Genomic DNA, 16096 nt, shown 5'->3' with positions numbered 1-16096 from the left:
CAGCCGGATCACCACGTACAGGCCCGGACACACGGGCCATGGCTTTCAATCAACAGAGACAAAACATGAAAAAGACACAGTGGCGCACGCTGCGGCGTAGCGTTGGGTACGCCGCCGCATGGGGCATGGCCGGCTTGCTGACGGCCTGTGGTGGCGGCTCGGGCGCAGACGCAAGCCCGCGCATCGAGATGAACATCAGCAGCCGCCAGGACATGGCCGGCAGCTTTGGCAGCGTGGGCGCCTACGAGCAGCTCAGCGGCACGATCCGCGGCGAGGTCGATCCGCGCGACCCGAAGAACGCCGTCATCCAGGACCTGGAGCTGGCGCCGGTGAATGCACGCGGCATGGTCGAGTACCAGAGCGATTTCGTCATGCTCAAGCCCAAGGACATGGCCCGCGCCAACGGCATCCTGCGCTACGACGCACCCAATCGCGGCAACATCCTGACCATGCCTAACCTGGCCACGGCGCCCAGCGATGCGGTGTACTTTGAGCAGGGCTATGTCTGGTTGTTCTCGGCCTGGCAGGGCGATGTGCCCAAGAGCAGCGCGCAGCGCCTCACGCTCGACGTGCCCATTGCGCGCAACAAGGACGGTTCGTCGATCACCGGCCCCTACGCGGCCGAGCTGATTGCCACCGCCGCCTCGCCGGCGCTGACCTTGCCGGGCGGTGTCTTCAACGGCACCATGATCCCCTACGCGCCGGCCACGCTGGACAACACCGCCGCCGGCTTCGCGCTGACGCGCCGCGTCAATGAAACCGATCCGCGCGTGCCGATCCCGGCGTCCGACTGGAAGTTCGCCACCTGCGATGCAGCCGCCAATGCGTTTCCCGGCACGCCCAACCCAGCCTCGGTCTGCCTGAAGGGTGGTTTTCAGCCCAATGTGCTGTATGAGATCACCTATATCGCCAAAGACCCGCGCGTGATGGGCGTGGGCCTGGCGGCCCTGCGCGACACGGTGAGCTTCTTGCGCAAGCGCCCGGCCGATAGCGCCGGCATGCCCAACCCGCTGGCGGGCAGCATCCGCTATGCCATTGGCCAGGGCACCTCGCAGTCGGGTAACGCGATGAAGACCTTTCTGCACCTGGGCTTCAACCGGGCGCTGGATGGCGCCAAGGTGTTCGATGGCATCTACGCCCATGTGGCCGCGCGTCAGACCAATATCAACACCCGCTTTGCCGTGCCCGGTGGCGGTGGCGGCCTGCGCACCGACCACAGCGCCTTCGGCCAGACTGCGCCGCGTGGGCTGGCGGCCGACTATGTCGATGCCGTGTCCGGCCGCACTGGCGGCGTGATGGCGCGCTGCCAGGCCAGCCAGACCTGCCCGAAGTTCTTCCTGGGCCTGTCGGGCACCGAGTTCTGGCAACTGCAGGGCTCGCCGGTACTGACCGATGCGCTCGGCACCCGCGACCTGGTGCAGCCCGATAACGCGCGCATCTACTACTACGCCAGCACGCAGCACGGCGGCGGCACCGGCGGGCGCAGCAGCGGCATCGTCTACGACCCGACGTCGGCGGTCTACCCGCGCGGCAGCATGGTGGACTTTGCCGACACCTTCCGCGCCCTGTTCCTCGACCTGGCCGACTGGGTGGCGCGAGATGCGTCGCCGCCACCAAGCCAGGTACCTCAACTGGCCAATGGCACGCTGGTGCGGCCGGAGCAACTCAGCTTTCCCGCCATCCGCGGCACGGCCTGGCCCGCAGGTGGCAGCGCCGTGGTGCCGGACTTCCAGTACCTGGCGCGCTTCAACGGCTTCCCGCTGCTGGACTTCGGGCCGCAGTACCGTCCGCAGGACGAGTCCGGCATCCCGTCCATCCTGCCGCCGCGCTACGCCGGCCGGGACTACGCCATCCTGGTGCCGCAGGTCGACTCAAGCACTGGCCTGACGCGCGCCGGCATCCGCAGCGTGGATGTGCAGGCGCCGTTGGGCACCAGCCTGGAGTTCAACTACGTCGCCACGCCGGGCATCGTCGATCTGGTCAACCTGAGCGGCAGCTACCTGCCCTTCCACAAGACCGAGGCGGCGCGCAGGTCCGCGGGCGACGGCCGGCCTTCGCTGGAGTCGCTGTATGGCAACCAGGCGGGCTATGTACAGGCGGTGACGACGGCGGCACGTTCGCTGGTGCAGCAGCGCCTGCTGCTGCAGCGCGACGCCGACATCCGGGTGCAGCGCGCCATCGACAACCCGGTCCTGCCCTGATGGCTGAACGCTAGAGCATCTCGTCCGGCGCCAGGGGCCCGAGCAGATCCAGCATCAGCTTGAGGCTGGTGCTGGCCTCAGGCTCGCTGTCATATACCTGGCCTTCGGGGTGGGCGGCGTCGGGCGGTGCATGCCAGCGCAACCGGCCATCGGGCGTCAGCTCCACGCGGTAGCAGTCGGCCAGCGTCTCTTCCAGGTTCCCATTCAGCTCACGCGCCAGCGTGCGGCTTTGTACGACGATGCCCAGCTCGGTGTTCTGCAGGGCTGAGCGGCGGTCCAGGTTCATCGAACCCACCACCAGCAGCCGTCCATCCATCACCAAGGCCTTGGAGTGCAGACTGGCCCGCGATTGCGGCGTGGAGCCGAACAGCCGGCGCCGCGTATTGCCGTGCGATTGCAGCTCGTACAGCTCTACGCCCAGCGCCAGCAGTGCCTTGCGGTGGCGGGCATAGCCGGCATGGGCCAGCGGTGCATCGTTGGAGGCTAGCGAATTTGTCAGCACCCGGATGCGCACACCGCGCGCGCGCAGCGCGCCAAAGGTCTTCATCATGGCGTCGCCCGGCACGAAGTAGGGCGACACGATCAGCAACTCGCGCTGCGCCCGATCCAGCAAATGGACCAGGCCGTCCACCACCGTGGGCTCTGGCTCGTTGGGGTCGTCCGAATCAATCTTGGAGGGCTTGTCGGCCAGCAGCAGTGCCGGGGCCCACACCAGTTGCATGTGGCCCTGGAGAATGTCGCGCGCCACGCCGCGGGCGCCAGGCACTGTGCGGGGCCGCTGCGGCACCACGGCTGTCGCTTGGGGCGCTTGCTCTTGCGGAGGCGCAGCAGCGGAGGGAGTCTGCGACGCGCCCAGTTGCTTGCGCTCGGCGGGCGTCAGCAGGGTTGCCACAGGGTAGGCAAGCTCGCTATTCCAATAGCGGTCGAAGCTGTGTGACAGGTCCCGCACCAGCCGGCCGGCCACCAGCAGGTCCAGATCCAGGAAGTTGCTGCTTTCCCCCTGGCCAAAGTATTCGTCGCCCAGGTTGCGGCCACCAGCGACCGCCAGGGCATTGTCGGCAATGAATACCTTGTTGTGCATCCGCTGCTGGATGCGGTTGAAGTCGAACAGCGAACTGAAGATGCGTCCGGCCTGCGATGCCCGTGGGCCGAACAGCGGGTTGAACAATCGCACCTGTATGCCTGGAATCTGGTCAAGCCGCAGCACCTCGGCGTTGTCGCCGGCGGCATTGAAGTCATCCACCAGGATGCGCACGCGCACTCCGCGCTCGGCCGCCACCTGCAGGCGCCGCAGCAAGGCTTCGGTCGAGCTGTCGTAGTGGATGCTGTAGTACTGCAGGTCCAGCGTCTTCTCTGCTGCCTCGATCAGCGCCAGACGGCTGCCATAGGCGTCCTCCGAATTGCCCAGCAGGCGCAGGCCGGAGTCGTTGCGTGCCGTGGTCGGCTGCGGCATCAGGGCGGCGACGCGTTGGAACAGGCGGGTACTGGCGGGGGCCTGCAAGGCCTGCGTCTCCTGTCGCCCGGTGTTCGGCGGCAGGCTGCCGCAGGCGCTCAGCAGCAATACGGAAAGCAGCCCGAGCAGGCCTGCGGCCCGGCCGCGTTGGGCGGCATGTCGGAGGGGCGTGGCAACGCAGGCAGGCATGGACGTCCTTCTTCTGGATATAGACCTCGTGGCATGCGCGGAACTCTATCGGCGCAGGCTGGAACATCTGTCGGACGCCGTCCCTGCCCGCGGCCGGCCGTCAGGCCGAGAGTTCCGTCCAGCGTTCCAGCGCCTGCATCAAGTGCTCTTCTATCTCTGTGTTGCGGGCGTTCAGCGCTGCGGCGCGCTGCGGATCGCTGCCATACAGGCTGCCGTCCGACAGATGCCCGGCAATCGATGACTGTTCGTTCTCCAGGGCCGCAATGCGTTCCGGGAGCGCGTCCAGCTCGCGCTGATCCTTGTAGCTCAGCTTTCGCCGTGCGGCCGCGGGCGCAGGGGTGGCAGGCGCGGCTGGTGTCGTCGCACGCGCCGGCGTCGGTGCTGGCTCGGCCCGCCGCGCCAGTTCGCGCGCACGCCGGGACTGCGTCAGCCAGTCTTGCACGGTGCCTTCGTATTCGCGCCAGAACCCCTCGCCCTCGGCAACCAGCGTGCTGGTCACCACGTTGTCGAGAAACGCGCGGTCATGGCTGACCAGGAACACCGTGCCGTCGTACTGCTGCAGCAGGTCTTCCAGCAGTTCCAGCGTATCGATATCCAGGTCATTGGTCGGCTCGTCCAGCACCAGCACATTGGCCGGCCGTGCAAACAGGCGCGCCAGCAGCAGCCGGTTGCGCTCACCGCCCGAGAGCGAACGCACTGGCGAGGTCGCACGCGCAGGCGAGAACAGAAAGTCGCCCAGGTAGCTCTTGACGTGTTTACGCTGGTTGCCGATTTCGATCCATTCGCTGCCGGGGCTGATGAAGTCCTCCAGCGTCGCATCCAGATCCAGCGCCTGGCGCATCTGGTCGAAATAGGCCACCTGCAAATTCGCACCTTGGCGCACCTTGCCGCTATCGGGCTGCAGGTCACCCAGGATCATCTTGAGCAGCGTCGTCTTGCCCGCGCCATTGGGGCCGATCAACCCCACCTTGTCGCCGCGCAGGATGGTGCCGGTGAAGCCGTGCACGATGGTCTTGTCACCAAACGCCTTGCTGACGTCGGTCAACTCGGCCACGATCTTCCCGGTGGGGAGGCCAGAGGCCACGTCCAGCTTCACGCTGCCCAGCGTCTCGCGCCGCGCGGCACGGCGCGCGCGCAGCCGCTCCAGTCGGCCGATGCGGCTCTGGCTGCGGGTGCGGCGGGCTTCCACGCCCTTGCGGATCCACACTTCTTCCTGCGCCAGCAGCTTGTCGGCCTTGGCCTGAATGACATCCTCTTGCGCCAGTTGCTCTTCCTTCTGAACCAGATAGGCCGCGAAGTTGCCGGGGTAGGTACGCAGTTGGCCGCGGTCCAGCTCCACGATGCGGGTCGCCACGCTGTCCAGGAAGGTACGGTCGTGGGTGATCGTGATGATGCTGCCCTTGAAATCCGTCAACAGGGACTCAAGCCATTCGATTGAATCAAGATCCAGATGGTTGGTCGGCTCATCCAGCAGCAACACGCCAGGCTTGGCAACCAGCGCCTGCGCCAGTGCCACGCGTTTGCGCGTGCCGCCAGATAACGAGCCGACCAGAGCCTGTGGCTCCAGATGCAGCCGGGCCAGCGTCTCCTCAACGCGCTGCTCCCAGTTCCAGGCATCCAGCGCCTCGATCTGGGTCTGCAGTGCATCCAGGTCCTCGCTCTCGTCGCCTGATAGATAGCGCTCCCGTGCAGAGATGGCCGAGGCGATGCCCGCGCTGGCGGCTTCGAAGACCGTGGTGTCCGCATCAAGCAGCGGCTCCTGTGCCACATAGGCAATGCGCGTGCCCTGCTGCACCTGTAGCAGGCCATCGTCGGGCTTCTCCAGTCCTGCAAGAATCTTGAGCAGGGAAGACTTGCCCGTGCCATTGCGACCAATGAGGCCAACGCGCTCGCCCGCCTCCAGCGAAAAGCCTGCGTGGTCGAGCAGCGCGACATGGCCGAAGGCCAACTGCGCATCTAATAGTGTGATGAGTGCCATGAGGGGAATTATCGGGACCTGGAGCCGGGTGCCCCGACCCTCTGCCTGGATGCATGTGCTGCATGGCGAAAAATTTTTCGCGAACCGACGCAACTGTCGCCAGGCCCGTGCTACAGTTGCGGGCTTCGCTGCCGAGAGGCGCAACTTCTGGAAAGGGGTTGGGCTGCTGGGCGGAGGGGTTGAATTTTCTGCTCGGGTGGTTCTGAAGAGATTCAGAAATCTTCCAGAAGGGCCGCAAAAGCGGTATATAATTCAAGGCTCAGCTAAAAACGGTTGGTGAGATTGATGTTGCCGCAAGGCGGTGCTGATCAAAGCGAATCGAAGGTGGTTGAGAAAAAAGTTTGACGGTACTTAAAAAGCCGTGCTAGAATTCAAGGCTTCGCTGATCGCAGCGAGGTTAAGAAGATGGATTGAGACGCTGAGGTGTTTTGGTTTGTTTTCTGGGATCATTAAAAATATACAGCCGATAAGCGTGGGCGTTTGAAGGTGACTGCCAAGTTCTTTGGAACTAAGTCGCAAGACTTTTAAACGCTCATGAGAATAGAAGTGAAGTTCACTTCAATTTCTTTTTTTATGAGTTTTGTTCAACCGCGAGGTTGGACGCAAAAATCAAGATCGAACTGTAGAGTTTGATCCTGGCTCAGATTGAACGCTGGCGGCATGCCTTACACATGCAAGTCGAACGGTAACAGGTCTTCGGATGCTGACGAGTGGCGAACGGGTGAGTAATACATCGGAACGTGCCCGATCGTGGGGGATAACGCAGCGAAAGCTGTGCTAATACCGCATACGATCTACGGATGAAAGCAGGGGATCGCAAGACCTTGCGCGGACGGAGCGGCCGATGGCAGATTAGGTAGTTGGTGGGGTAAAGGCTCACCAAGCCGACGATCTGTAGCTGGTCTGAGAGGACGACCAGCCACACTGGGACTGAGACACGGCCCAGACTCCTACGGGAGGCAGCAGTGGGGAATTTTGGACAATGGGCGCAAGCCTGATCCAGCCATGCCGCGTGCAGGATGAAGGCCTTCGGGTTGTAAACTGCTTTTGTACGGAACGAAAAGACTCTTTCTAATAAAGAGGGTCCATGACGGTACCGTAAGAATAAGCACCGGCTAACTACGTGCCAGCAGCCGCGGTAATACGTAGGGTGCAAGCGTTAATCGGAATTACTGGGCGTAAAGCGTGCGCAGGCGGTGATGTAAGACAGATGTGAAATCCCCGGGCTCAACCTGGGAACTGCATTTGTGACTGCATCGCTGGAGTGCGGCAGAGGGGGATGGAATTCCGCGTGTAGCAGTGAAATGCGTAGATATGCGGAGGAACACCGATGGCGAAGGCAATCCCCTGGGCCTGCACTGACGCTCATGCACGAAAGCGTGGGGAGCAAACAGGATTAGATACCCTGGTAGTCCACGCCCTAAACGATGTCAACTGGTTGTTGGGTCTTCACTGACTCAGTAACGAAGCTAACGCGTGAAGTTGACCGCCTGGGGAGTACGGCCGCAAGGTTGAAACTCAAAGGAATTGACGGGGACCCGCACAAGCGGTGGATGATGTGGTTTAATTCGATGCAACGCGAAAAACCTTACCCACCTTTGACATGTATGGAATTTGCCAGAGATGGCTTAGTGCTCGAAAGAGAGCCATAACACAGGTGCTGCATGGCTGTCGTCAGCTCGTGTCGTGAGATGTTGGGTTAAGTCCCGCAACGAGCGCAACCCTTGTCATTAGTTGCTACATTTAGTTGGGCACTCTAATGAGACTGCCGGTGACAAACCGGAGGAAGGTGGGGATGACGTCAAGTCCTCATGGCCCTTATAGGTGGGGCTACACACGTCATACAATGGCTGGTACAAAGGGTTGCCAACCCGCGAGGGGGAGCTAATCCCATAAAGCCAGTCGTAGTCCGGATCGCAGTCTGCAACTCGACTGCGTGAAGTCGGAATCGCTAGTAATCGTGGATCAGAATGTCACGGTGAATACGTTCCCGGGTCTTGTACACACCGCCCGTCACACCATGGGAGCGGGTTCTGCCAGAAGTAGTTAGCCTAACCGCAAGGAGGGCGATTACCACGGCAGGGTTCGTGACTGGGGTGAAGTCGTAACAAGGTAGCCGTATCGGAAGGTGCGGCTGGATCACCTCCTTTCTGGAAACTGCGGTCTAATTTGAACGCCCACACTTATCGGTTGTTGGAAAAGGTTGTCGCCAGCGGCTTGGATCGAGTCTGAGCCTCTAGTGGCCGGCTTGGGTCTGTAGCTCAGTTGGTTAGAGCACCGTCTTGATAAGGCGGGGGTCGTTGGTTCGAATCCAACCAGACCCACCATTCCGTCGATCCTTGGGGGATTAGCTCAGCTGGGAGAGCACCTGCTTTGCAAGCAGGGGGTCGTCGGTTCGATCCCGTCATCCTCCACCAACATCTTGTTTTTATCTTATTGTGTTTCAACACCAAAGCGGCTTTGTGCAATGCATGAGGCTTCTTTGTTGTTGATTGCCATCGTGTAATCAATCGGCTGTTCTTTAAAAATTCATAGAGTCGAATCAGCGCTGCTAGCGGAAAGGGCGAAAGCCCACCGTGCCGTTAGCAGCATGAATTTTTGATTGCGTCAAAACGAATATCAGACTTGTCTGAAATTCAAGTATCGAAGCGAAAGCTTCATACGGCATAACGCGCCAGGTGAAAGACCTGGCAATTCCTTGATGTGCTTTGGAGTCTCGCAAGAGAAGTCAAAGTTATAGGGTCAAGTGAATAAGAGCATGTGGTGGATGCCTTGGCAATGATAGGCGACGAAGGACGTGATAGCCTGCGATAAGCTTCGGGGAGCTGGCAAATTAGCTTTGATCCGGAGATTTCCGAATGGGGAAACCCACCTGAAAGGGTATCGCATACTGAATACATAGGTATGCGAGGCGAACCGGGTGAACTGAAACATCTCAGTAGCTCGAGGAAAAGACATCAACCGAGATTCCGAAAGTAGTGGCGAGCGAAATCGGAAAAGCCTGTTAGTGATAGCACGACTCTTAGCAAAACGGTTTGGAAATGCCGGCCATAGCAGGTGATAGCCCTGTATGCGAAAAGAGACGTGTGGTACTGAGCTAACGAAAAGTAGGGCGGGACACGTGTAATCCTGTCTGAATATGGGGGGACCATCCTCCAAGGCTAAATACTCATCATTGACCGATAGTGAACTAGTACCGTGAGGGAAAGGCGAAAAGAACCCCGGGAGGGGAGTGAAATAGATCCTGAAACCGCATGCTTACAAAAAGTAGGAGCCTCGTAAGGGGTGACTGCGTACCTTTTGTATAATGGGTCAGCGACTTACATTCAGTGGCAAGGTTAACCGAATAGGGAAGCCGTAGAGAAATCGAGTCCGAATAGGGCGTCCAGTCGCTGGGTGTAGACCCGAAACCAAGTGATCTATCCATGGCCAGGATGAAGGTGCCGTAACAGGTACTGGAGGTCCGAACCGACTAGTGTTGCAAAACTAGCGGATGAGCTGTGGATAGGGGTGAAAGGCTAAACAAACTTGGAAATAGCTGGTTCTCTCCGAAAACTATTTAGGTAGTGCCTCGCGTATTACCTTCGGGGGTAGAGCACTGTTTTGGCTAGGGGGTCATGGCGACTTACCAAACCAAGGCAAACTCCGAATACCGAAGAGTACAGCGCGGGAGACAGAGCACCGGGTGCTAACGTCCGGACTCAAGAGGGAAACAACCCAGACCGCCAGCTAAGGTCCCTAAAATTGGCTAAGTGGGAAACGAAGTGGGAAGGCTAAAACAGTCAGGATGTTGGCTTAGAAGCAGCCATCATTTAAAGAAAGCGTAATAGCTCACTGATCGAGTCGTCCTGCGCGGAAGATGTAACGGGGCTAAGCCAGTTACCGAAGCTGCGGATTTGCAATTTATTGCAAGTGGTAGGAGAGCGTTCTGTAAGCCTGTGAAGGTGCGTTGTAAAGCGCGCTGGAGGTATCAGAAGTGCGAATGCTGACATGAGTAGCGTTAAAGGGGGTGAAAAGCCCCCTCGCCGTAAGCGCAAGGTTTTCTACGCAACGTTCATCGGCGTAGAGTGAGTCGGCCCCTAAGGCGAGGCAGAGATGCGTAGCTGATGGGAAACAGGTCAATATTCCTGTACCGATGTGTAGTGCGATGTGGGGACGGAGAAGGTTAGCTCAGCCAACTGTTGGATATGTTGGTTCAAGCCTGTAGTCGTGCCCGGTAGGCAAATCCGCCGGGCTTAGATGAGGGGTGATAACGAGTCTGCTTGCAGACGAAGTGAGTGATACCCTGCTTCCAGGAAAAGCCACTAAGCTTCAGCTACACACGACCGTACCGCAAACCGACACTGGTGCGCGAGATGAGTATTCTAAGGCGCTTGAGAGAACTCAGGAGAAGGAACTCGGCAAATTGACACCGTAACTTCGGAAGAAGGTGTGCCTTTAGTAGGTGAAGGGATTTACTCCTGGAGCCCAATGAGGTTGCAAAAAATCGGTGGCTGCGACTGTTTATTAAAAACACAGCACTCTGCAAACACGAAAGTGGACGTATAGGGTGTGACGCCTGCCCGGTGCTGGAAGATTAAATGATGGGGTGCAAGCTCTTGATTGAAGTCCCAGTAAACGGCGGCCGTAACTATAACGGTCCTAAGGTAGCGAAATTCCTTGTCGGGTAAGTTCCGACCTGCACGAATGGCGTAACGATGGCCACACTGTCTCCTCCTGAGACTCAGCGAAGTTGAAATGTTTGTGATGATGCAATCTCCCCGCGGAAAGACGGAAAGACCCCATGAACCTTTACTGTAGCTTTGTATTGGACTTTGAACGGATCTGTGTAGGATAGGTGGGAGGCTTTGAAGTGTGGTCGCTAGATCACATGGAGCCAACGTTGAAATACCACCCTGGTGCGTTTGAGGTTCTAACCTAGGTCCATTATCTGGATCGGGGACAGTGCATGGTAGGCAGTTTGACTGGGGCGGTCTCCTCCCAAAGTGTAACGGAGGAGTTCGAAGGTACGCTAGTTACGGTCGGACATCGTGATAATAGTGCAATGGCATAAGCGTGCTTAACTGCGAGACTGACAAGTCGAGCAGATGCGAAAGCAGGACATAGTGATCCGGTGGTTCTGTATGGAAGGGCCATCGCTCAACGGATAAAAGGTACTCTGGGGATAACAGGCTGATACCGCCCAAGAGTTCATATCGACGGCGGTGTTTGGCACCTCGATGTCGGCTCATCTCATCCTGGGGCTGTAGCCGGTCCCAAGGGTATGGCTGTTCGCCATTTAAAGAGGTACGTGAGCTGGGTTTAAAACGTCGTGAGACAGTTTGGTCCCTATCTTCCGTGGGCGCTGCAGATTTGAGGAAGCCTGCTCCTAGTACGAGAGGACCGGAGTGGACACACCTCTGGTGTATCGGTTGTCACGCCAGTGGCATTGCCGAGTAGCTAAGTGTGGAAGAGATAACCGCTGAAAGCATCTAAGCGGGAAACTCGTTTCAAGATGAGATCTGCCGGGGCCTTGAGCCCCCTGAAGAGTCGTTCTAGACCAGGACGTTGATAGGTCAGGTGTGGAAGCGCAGTAATGCGTTAAGCTAACTGATACTAATTGCTCGTGCGGCTTGACCCTATAACTTTGATCAGCAGATCAAGGTGTTATGCCAAGTTGACGCATTCAAAATACTCAAGCTGATTCCAAACTCTATGAATTCGTTGTGTTGAACCATGTTCAGCACGACACCCAGTTATGCCTGATGACCATAGCGAGGTGGTCCCACTCCTTCCCATCCCGAACAGGACAGTGAAACGCCTCCGCGCCGATGATAGTGCGGGTTCCCGTGTGAAAGTAGGTCATCGTCAGGCTCTTACAGCCCTCAAACACCCCCAGTCGAAAGATTGGGGGTGTTTGTCTTTGGGGGGCGCTTTGGCCGCATTGGATTCGCGTTCCATTACAAAGTACGACTTTCCCTCAGGTCAAATTGGCGATAATTCGCCATGACTTTCCTAGCCATCGATGTGGGAAATACGCGCTTGAAATGGGCGCAGTATGAGGGGCCTCATCGAGGTGCGCGGCTACTGGCGCATGGAGCCGAGTTTCTGGAGAACATCGATCAGCTAGGCGAGAAGGCATGGCCACAGCTCGTTGCGCCTACGGAAATGTACGGCTGCTTGGTAGCCGGGGAAGGCGTAAGGCGGCGGGTTGAAGAGCAAATGGAATTCTGGGACGTGCAGCCAAGATGGGTGGTCTCTGCTGCCGAGGGCGGAGGACTGACAAATGGCTATGACCATCCTTCGCGTCTAGGGGCTGATAGGTGGGTCGCCATGGTTGGCGCGCGCCATCGGATTTTGATGCTACCGAGGCCAAAACCATTGATTGTGGTCATGGTGGGGACTGCGGTCACTGTAGATGCGGTGGACGCAAATGGCCACTTCCTTGGTGGGTTGATCCTGCCGGGACATGGGATCATGTTGCGCGCATTGGAGTCTGGAACTGCTGGCTTGCATGTTCCCACCGGAGAGGTGCATGCGTTTCCGACCAATACCAGCGATGCTTTAACCAGCGGTGGGACCTACGCCATCGCCGGGGCGGTAGATCGCATGGTCCGGCACCTGCATGCTCACACGGGCGAAGCGCCAGTTTGCGTGATGACAGGTGGTGCAGGCTGGAAGATGGCGCCGCACATGGCACAGGAATTTGAGCTGGTGGACAACCTGATTTTCGAAGGCTTGCTGGCTATGGCCGAAGAGCAGCATTTGAAGAGCCGTTGAGCGGCCCAATCGCTGGAAGCGCGTGCTGGCGTGCCAGCTACTGTAATCCTAGTTACCTATCTCTCCGAGAAGACTCTGATGATCATCGTGACAGGGGGTGCCGGCTTTATCGGCGCCAATTTTGTATTGGACTGGCTTGCCTTGCAGGATGAACCAGTTGTCAATCTGGATAAGCTTACCTATGCAGGCAACCTGGAAAACCTGAAGGCCTTGAAGCAGGATCCGCGGCATGTGTTCGTGAAGGGGGACATCGGTGATGCGCCACTGCTTACCGAGCTGTTTGCTACGCACCGCCCGCGTGCCGTAGTTAATTTTGCTGCGGAATCCCACGTGGACCGCTCCATCAAGGGCCCAGAAGCCTTTATCCAGACCAATGTGGTCGGCACCTTCCATTTGCTGGAAGCGACACGAGCCTATTGGAGCGCTCTTGCCGAGGCTGATCAACAGCGCTTCCGTTTCCTGCATGTCTCCACTGACGAGGTCTACGGTTCACTGGCGCCTGGCGCGCCGGCGTTCACTGAACTGCACCCGTTCGAGCCAAATAGTCCCTATTCCGCAAGCAAGGCCGCAAGTGACCACTTGGTCCGGGCGTGGCATCACACCTATGGCTTGCCGGTTTTGACCACCAATTGTTCCAACAACTACGGGCCGCATCACTTTCCGGAGAAATTGATACCGCTGATGATCGTCAATGCTTTGGCGGGCAAGCCATTACCGGTATATGGGGATGGTCAACAGATTCGGGATTGGCTGTATGTCAAAGACCATTGCGCTGCCATCCGGCGTGTTCTGGAACAAGGCAAGGTGGGGGACACCTACAACGTGGGCGGTTGGAATGAGCAGGCCAACGTGGACATCGTGGAGCAGATCTGCGCACTGCTGGATGAATGGCGACCGTTGCCAGATGGTCGGAGCTATCAGCAGCAGATCGTCTTTGTGAAGGACCGTCCGGGCCATGATCGCCGCTATGCAATCGATGCGCGCAAACTTGAAGTCGAGTTGGGATGGAAGCCGGCCGAGACTTTTTCCTCTGGGCTTCGCAAGACTGTTGCGTGGTATCTCGAGCATCCTGAATGGGTAGCCAACGTTCAGAGCGGTGCCTATCGAGAGTGGCTGCACACGCAGTACGCTGGCGGCGCGGCTGGTTGATGCATGGCAGTACCTATGAAGATTTTGCTTTTCGGTAAGAACGGACAGATCGGCTGGGAGCTGCAGCGCAGTCTTGCTGTGCTGGGAACGGTGGTGGCGGTTGGTCGGGACACGCCAGGATTCGCCGGCGATTTTTCGCGGCCCGAAGAGCTGGCGAATACGGTGCTTGCAGTGAGACCTGATGTAGTGGTCAATGCGGCCGCGTATACCGCAGTTGATCAAGCCGAACGTGAGCCGGAGGCGGCGAAGGCTATCAACGCTACCGCGCCAGCGGTGCTGGCGGACGCCGCCCGGCGCATTGGTGCCTGGCTGGTCCACTATTCCACGGACTACGTTTTTGACGGCCAGGGCACGGCGCCGTTCTCCGAGAGCGACGCCACGGGGCCTCTCAATGTGTATGGCCGTACCAAGCTCGCAGGGGAGCAGCAGGTGCAGCAGCTCAATCCACGTCACCTGATTTTGCGAACGAGCTGGGTGTATGCCGCGCGCGGCAGCAACTTCGCAAAAACCATGCTGAGGCTGGCGCAGGAGCGCACGGAGCTGAAGGTGATCGTCGATCAGAACGGGGCTCCTACGGGGGCCGACCTGCTTGCGGACGCAACCGCTCAGGCGATCCGACAGCTGGCTGAGCAAGCCGAAGGCTCGGCGCGGGCTGGCCTATATCACCTTGCTGCAAGCGGCGAGGCGTCTTGGTTTGAATACGCACGTTTGGTCTTGCAACAAGCGCAAAGCCGGGGGCAGCGGCTGCAGGTGCTGCCAGACGAGATACAGCCCGTCGCCTCTAGTGCCTTTGCAACCGTAGCCAAGCGTCCACATAACTCGCGTCTGGACACGCGCAAGTTTCAGCAAACCTTCGGGCTGGAACTGCCGGTATGGCAAGACGGTGTCAGACGAATGGTCGAGGAGATTCTGTGAAAGCAACGGCATGACTCAGCGCAAAGGCATCATCCTGGCGGGAGGCTCTGGCACACGCCTACACCCGGCGACGCTTGCCATCAGCAAGCAATTGCTGCCGGTATACGACAAGCCCATGATCTATTACCCGCTCTGCACACTCATGCTGGCGGGTATTCGTGACATCCTGGTGATCAGCACGCCGCAGGACACGCCCCGCTTCCAGCAACTGCTGGGAGATGGCTCGCAATGGGGCTTGAATTTGCAATACGCAGTGCAACCCAGCCCGGATGGGCTGGCCCAGGCATTCATCATTGGTGAGTCATTCCTGCACGGTGCGCCTAGTGCGTTGGTGCTCGGCGACAACATTTTCTACGGTCACGATCTTGGGCCAATGTTGGCTGAGGCCGATGCACAGACCGAGGGCGCTACCGTGTTTGCGTACCATGTGCAGGATCCCGAGCGTTACGGGGTGGTGGCCTTCGACCATGCTGGCAAGGCCATGAGCATCGAAGAAAAGCCTGCGCGCCCGCTGAGCAGCTACGCCGTGACCGGGCTCTACTTTTACGACAGCGACGTGGTCGAGGTGGCAAAGGCGGTACGCCCCAGCGCGCGCGGCGAACTGGAGATCACTGCCGTGAACCAGGTCTACCTCGCCCGCGGAGCGCTGCAGGTACAGATCATGAAACGGGGCTATGCCTGGCTGGACACCGGCACGCATGAGAGCCTGCTGGAGGCTAGCCAGTTCATCGCCACCCTTGAGCACCGGCAAGGCCTCAAGATCGCCTGCCCTGAGGAAATTGCGTGGCGCCACGGGTTCATTGATGATGCCCAGTTGGAGCGCTTGGCCGTTCCCTTGCGGAAAAGTGGCTATGGCATGTATTTGAGCCGCCTTCTTCAGGACGGCCTGAAGGCTTTTTCGTGAATATCACCTCGACATCCCTCCCCGAAGTTCTGTTGTTGGAGCCGCGCGTGTTTGGTGATGCGCGTGGCTTTTTCCTCGAAAGCTACAACCAGGGCGCATTCAGGGCCGCCACCGGCCTGGACGTGGAATTTGTTCAGGACAACCACTCGCGCTCTGCGCAAGGAGTGCTGCGTGGCTTGCACTACCAGATCCAGCAGCCGCAGGGTAAGTTGGTACGCGTGGTGCGCGGCGCAGTGTTCGACGTGGCCGTAGATATGCGCCGCTCGTCTCCAAACTTCGGCAAATGGGTGGGCTACGAATTGAGCGAAGACAACCACCGGCAGCTATGGGTGCCGCCAGGGTTTGCCCACGGCTTCCTGGTGCTCAGCGAATCGGCCGAATTCCTGTACAAGACGACCGACTACTATGCGCCTACGCATGAGCGTTGCATTGCATGGGATGATCCCACCATTGGCATCCAGTGGCCGGCTGGTACTTCCCCGCAGCTCTCCGCAAAGGATGCTGCGGGCGTGGCGTTTGCGGCTGCAGAGGTCTATCCGTGACTGCCG

8 protein-coding genes, 2 tRNA genes and 3 rRNA genes are annotated in these 16096 nt (G+C 59.0%); 11 read left to right on the top strand and 2 right to left on the bottom strand.

Annotated elements, in window-relative coordinates; genetic code table 11:
• Nucleotides 1-125 precede the first annotated feature (125 nt).
• Entirely contained in the window at nucleotides 126-2201 is a 2076-nt protein-coding gene (locus AAFF27_23975; GenBank protein XAH26314.1) for an alpha/beta hydrolase domain-containing protein, read from the top strand.
• A gap of 10 nt (nucleotides 2202-2211) precedes the next feature.
• Here AAFF27_23975 and AAFF27_23970 read toward each other — a convergent pair whose 3' ends face one another.
• The gene (locus AAFF27_23970) at nucleotides 2212-3843 is read right to left on the bottom strand and encodes a phospholipase D family protein (protein ID XAH23009.1); all 1632 of its coding nucleotides are present in this window, start codon (nucleotides 3841-3843) and stop codon (nucleotides 2212-2214) included.
• Nucleotides 3844-3943: 100 nt separating this feature from the next.
• Complete coding sequence (locus AAFF27_23965) at nucleotides 3944-5821, bottom strand: ATP-binding cassette domain-containing protein (GenBank protein ID XAH23008.1); 1878 nt, start codon at nucleotides 5819-5821, stop codon at nucleotides 3944-3946.
• A gap of 617 nt (nucleotides 5822-6438) precedes the next feature.
• Between AAFF27_23965 and AAFF27_23960 the strand changes: the two genes are divergently transcribed.
• From AAFF27_23960 to rfbC, 10 genes are all read left to right on the top strand, one after another.
• A 16S ribosomal RNA gene (locus AAFF27_23960) occupies nucleotides 6439-7971 on the top strand.
• Between the two features lie 100 nt (nucleotides 7972-8071).
• Nucleotides 8072-8148: transfer RNA gene (locus AAFF27_23955), tRNA-Ile, on the top strand.
• Between the two features lie 14 nt (nucleotides 8149-8162).
• Nucleotides 8163-8238 (top strand) — tRNA-Ala (locus AAFF27_23950).
• 323 nt (nucleotides 8239-8561) lie between these two features.
• Nucleotides 8562-11441, top strand: a 23S ribosomal RNA gene (locus tag AAFF27_23945).
• Nucleotides 11442-11561: 120 nt separating this feature from the next.
• Nucleotides 11562-11674: ribosomal RNA gene (gene rrf, locus AAFF27_23940) — 5S ribosomal RNA — on the top strand.
• Together the 16S, 23S and 5S rRNA genes with 2 tRNA genes alongside form the textbook arrangement of a ribosomal RNA operon.
• Before the next feature lie 132 nt (nucleotides 11675-11806).
• Nucleotides 11807-12580 carry a type III pantothenate kinase gene (locus tag AAFF27_23935; protein XAH23007.1) on the top strand — a complete coding sequence of 258 codons (774 nt, stop codon included), beginning with the start codon at nucleotides 11807-11809 and terminating at the stop codon, nucleotides 12578-12580.
• 78 nt (nucleotides 12581-12658) lie between these two features.
• Entirely contained in the window at nucleotides 12659-13729 is a 1071-nt protein-coding gene (rfbB, locus tag AAFF27_23930) for a dTDP-glucose 4,6-dehydratase (protein XAH23006.1), read from the top strand.
• A gap of 15 nt (nucleotides 13730-13744) precedes the next feature.
• Nucleotides 13745-14644 (top strand): dTDP-4-dehydrorhamnose reductase, encoded by a 900-nt coding sequence (rfbD, locus tag AAFF27_23925; protein XAH23005.1) that lies wholly within the window; start codon nucleotides 13745-13747, stop codon nucleotides 14642-14644.
• 10 nt (nucleotides 14645-14654) lie between these two features.
• Nucleotides 14655-15548, top strand: a complete 894-nt coding sequence (rfbA, locus tag AAFF27_23920) for a glucose-1-phosphate thymidylyltransferase RfbA (GenBank protein XAH23004.1) — start codon at nucleotides 14655-14657, stop codon at nucleotides 15546-15548.
• Nucleotides 15545-16090, top strand: a complete 546-nt coding sequence (rfbC, locus tag AAFF27_23915; protein ID XAH23003.1) for a dTDP-4-dehydrorhamnose 3,5-epimerase — start codon at nucleotides 15545-15547, stop codon at nucleotides 16088-16090. The genes rfbA and rfbC overlap by 4 nt, the downstream gene beginning before the upstream one ends.
• The last annotated feature ends 6 nt before the right edge of the window (nucleotides 16091-16096 follow it).

The organism is Xylophilus sp. GW821-FHT01B05, assembly GCA_038961845.1.
Taxonomy (GTDB): domain Bacteria; phylum Pseudomonadota; class Gammaproteobacteria; order Burkholderiales; family Burkholderiaceae_C; genus Xylophilus.
Note: the sequence above shows the minus strand (reverse complement) of the source record. Positions and strands in the feature narration are given on the sequence as shown.

Excerpts from the sequence above, each read along its gene's own strand:
- rfbD (XAH23005.1), top strand. The coding sequence starts at position 13,745 with ATGAAGATTTTGCTTTTCGGTAAGAACGGACAGATCGGCTGGGAGCTG.
- AAFF27_23935 (XAH23007.1), top strand. The coding sequence starts at position 11,807 with ATGACTTTCCTAGCCATCGATGTGGGAAATACGCGCTTGAAATGGGCG.
- AAFF27_23975 (XAH26314.1), top strand. The coding sequence starts at position 126 with ATGGCCGGCTTGCTGACGGCCTGTGGTGGCGGCTCGGGCGCAGACGCA.
- rfbB (XAH23006.1), top strand. The coding sequence starts at position 12,659 with ATGATCATCGTGACAGGGGGTGCCGGCTTTATCGGCGCCAATTTTGTA.
- rfbA (XAH23004.1), top strand. The coding sequence starts at position 14,655 with ATGACTCAGCGCAAAGGCATCATCCTGGCGGGAGGCTCTGGCACACGC.
- AAFF27_23970 (XAH23009.1), bottom strand. The coding sequence starts at position 3,843 with ATGCCTGCCTGCGTTGCCACGCCCCTCCGACATGCCGCCCAACGCGGC.
- AAFF27_23965 (XAH23008.1), bottom strand. The coding sequence starts at position 5,821 with ATGGCACTCATCACACTATTAGATGCGCAGTTGGCCTTCGGCCATGTC.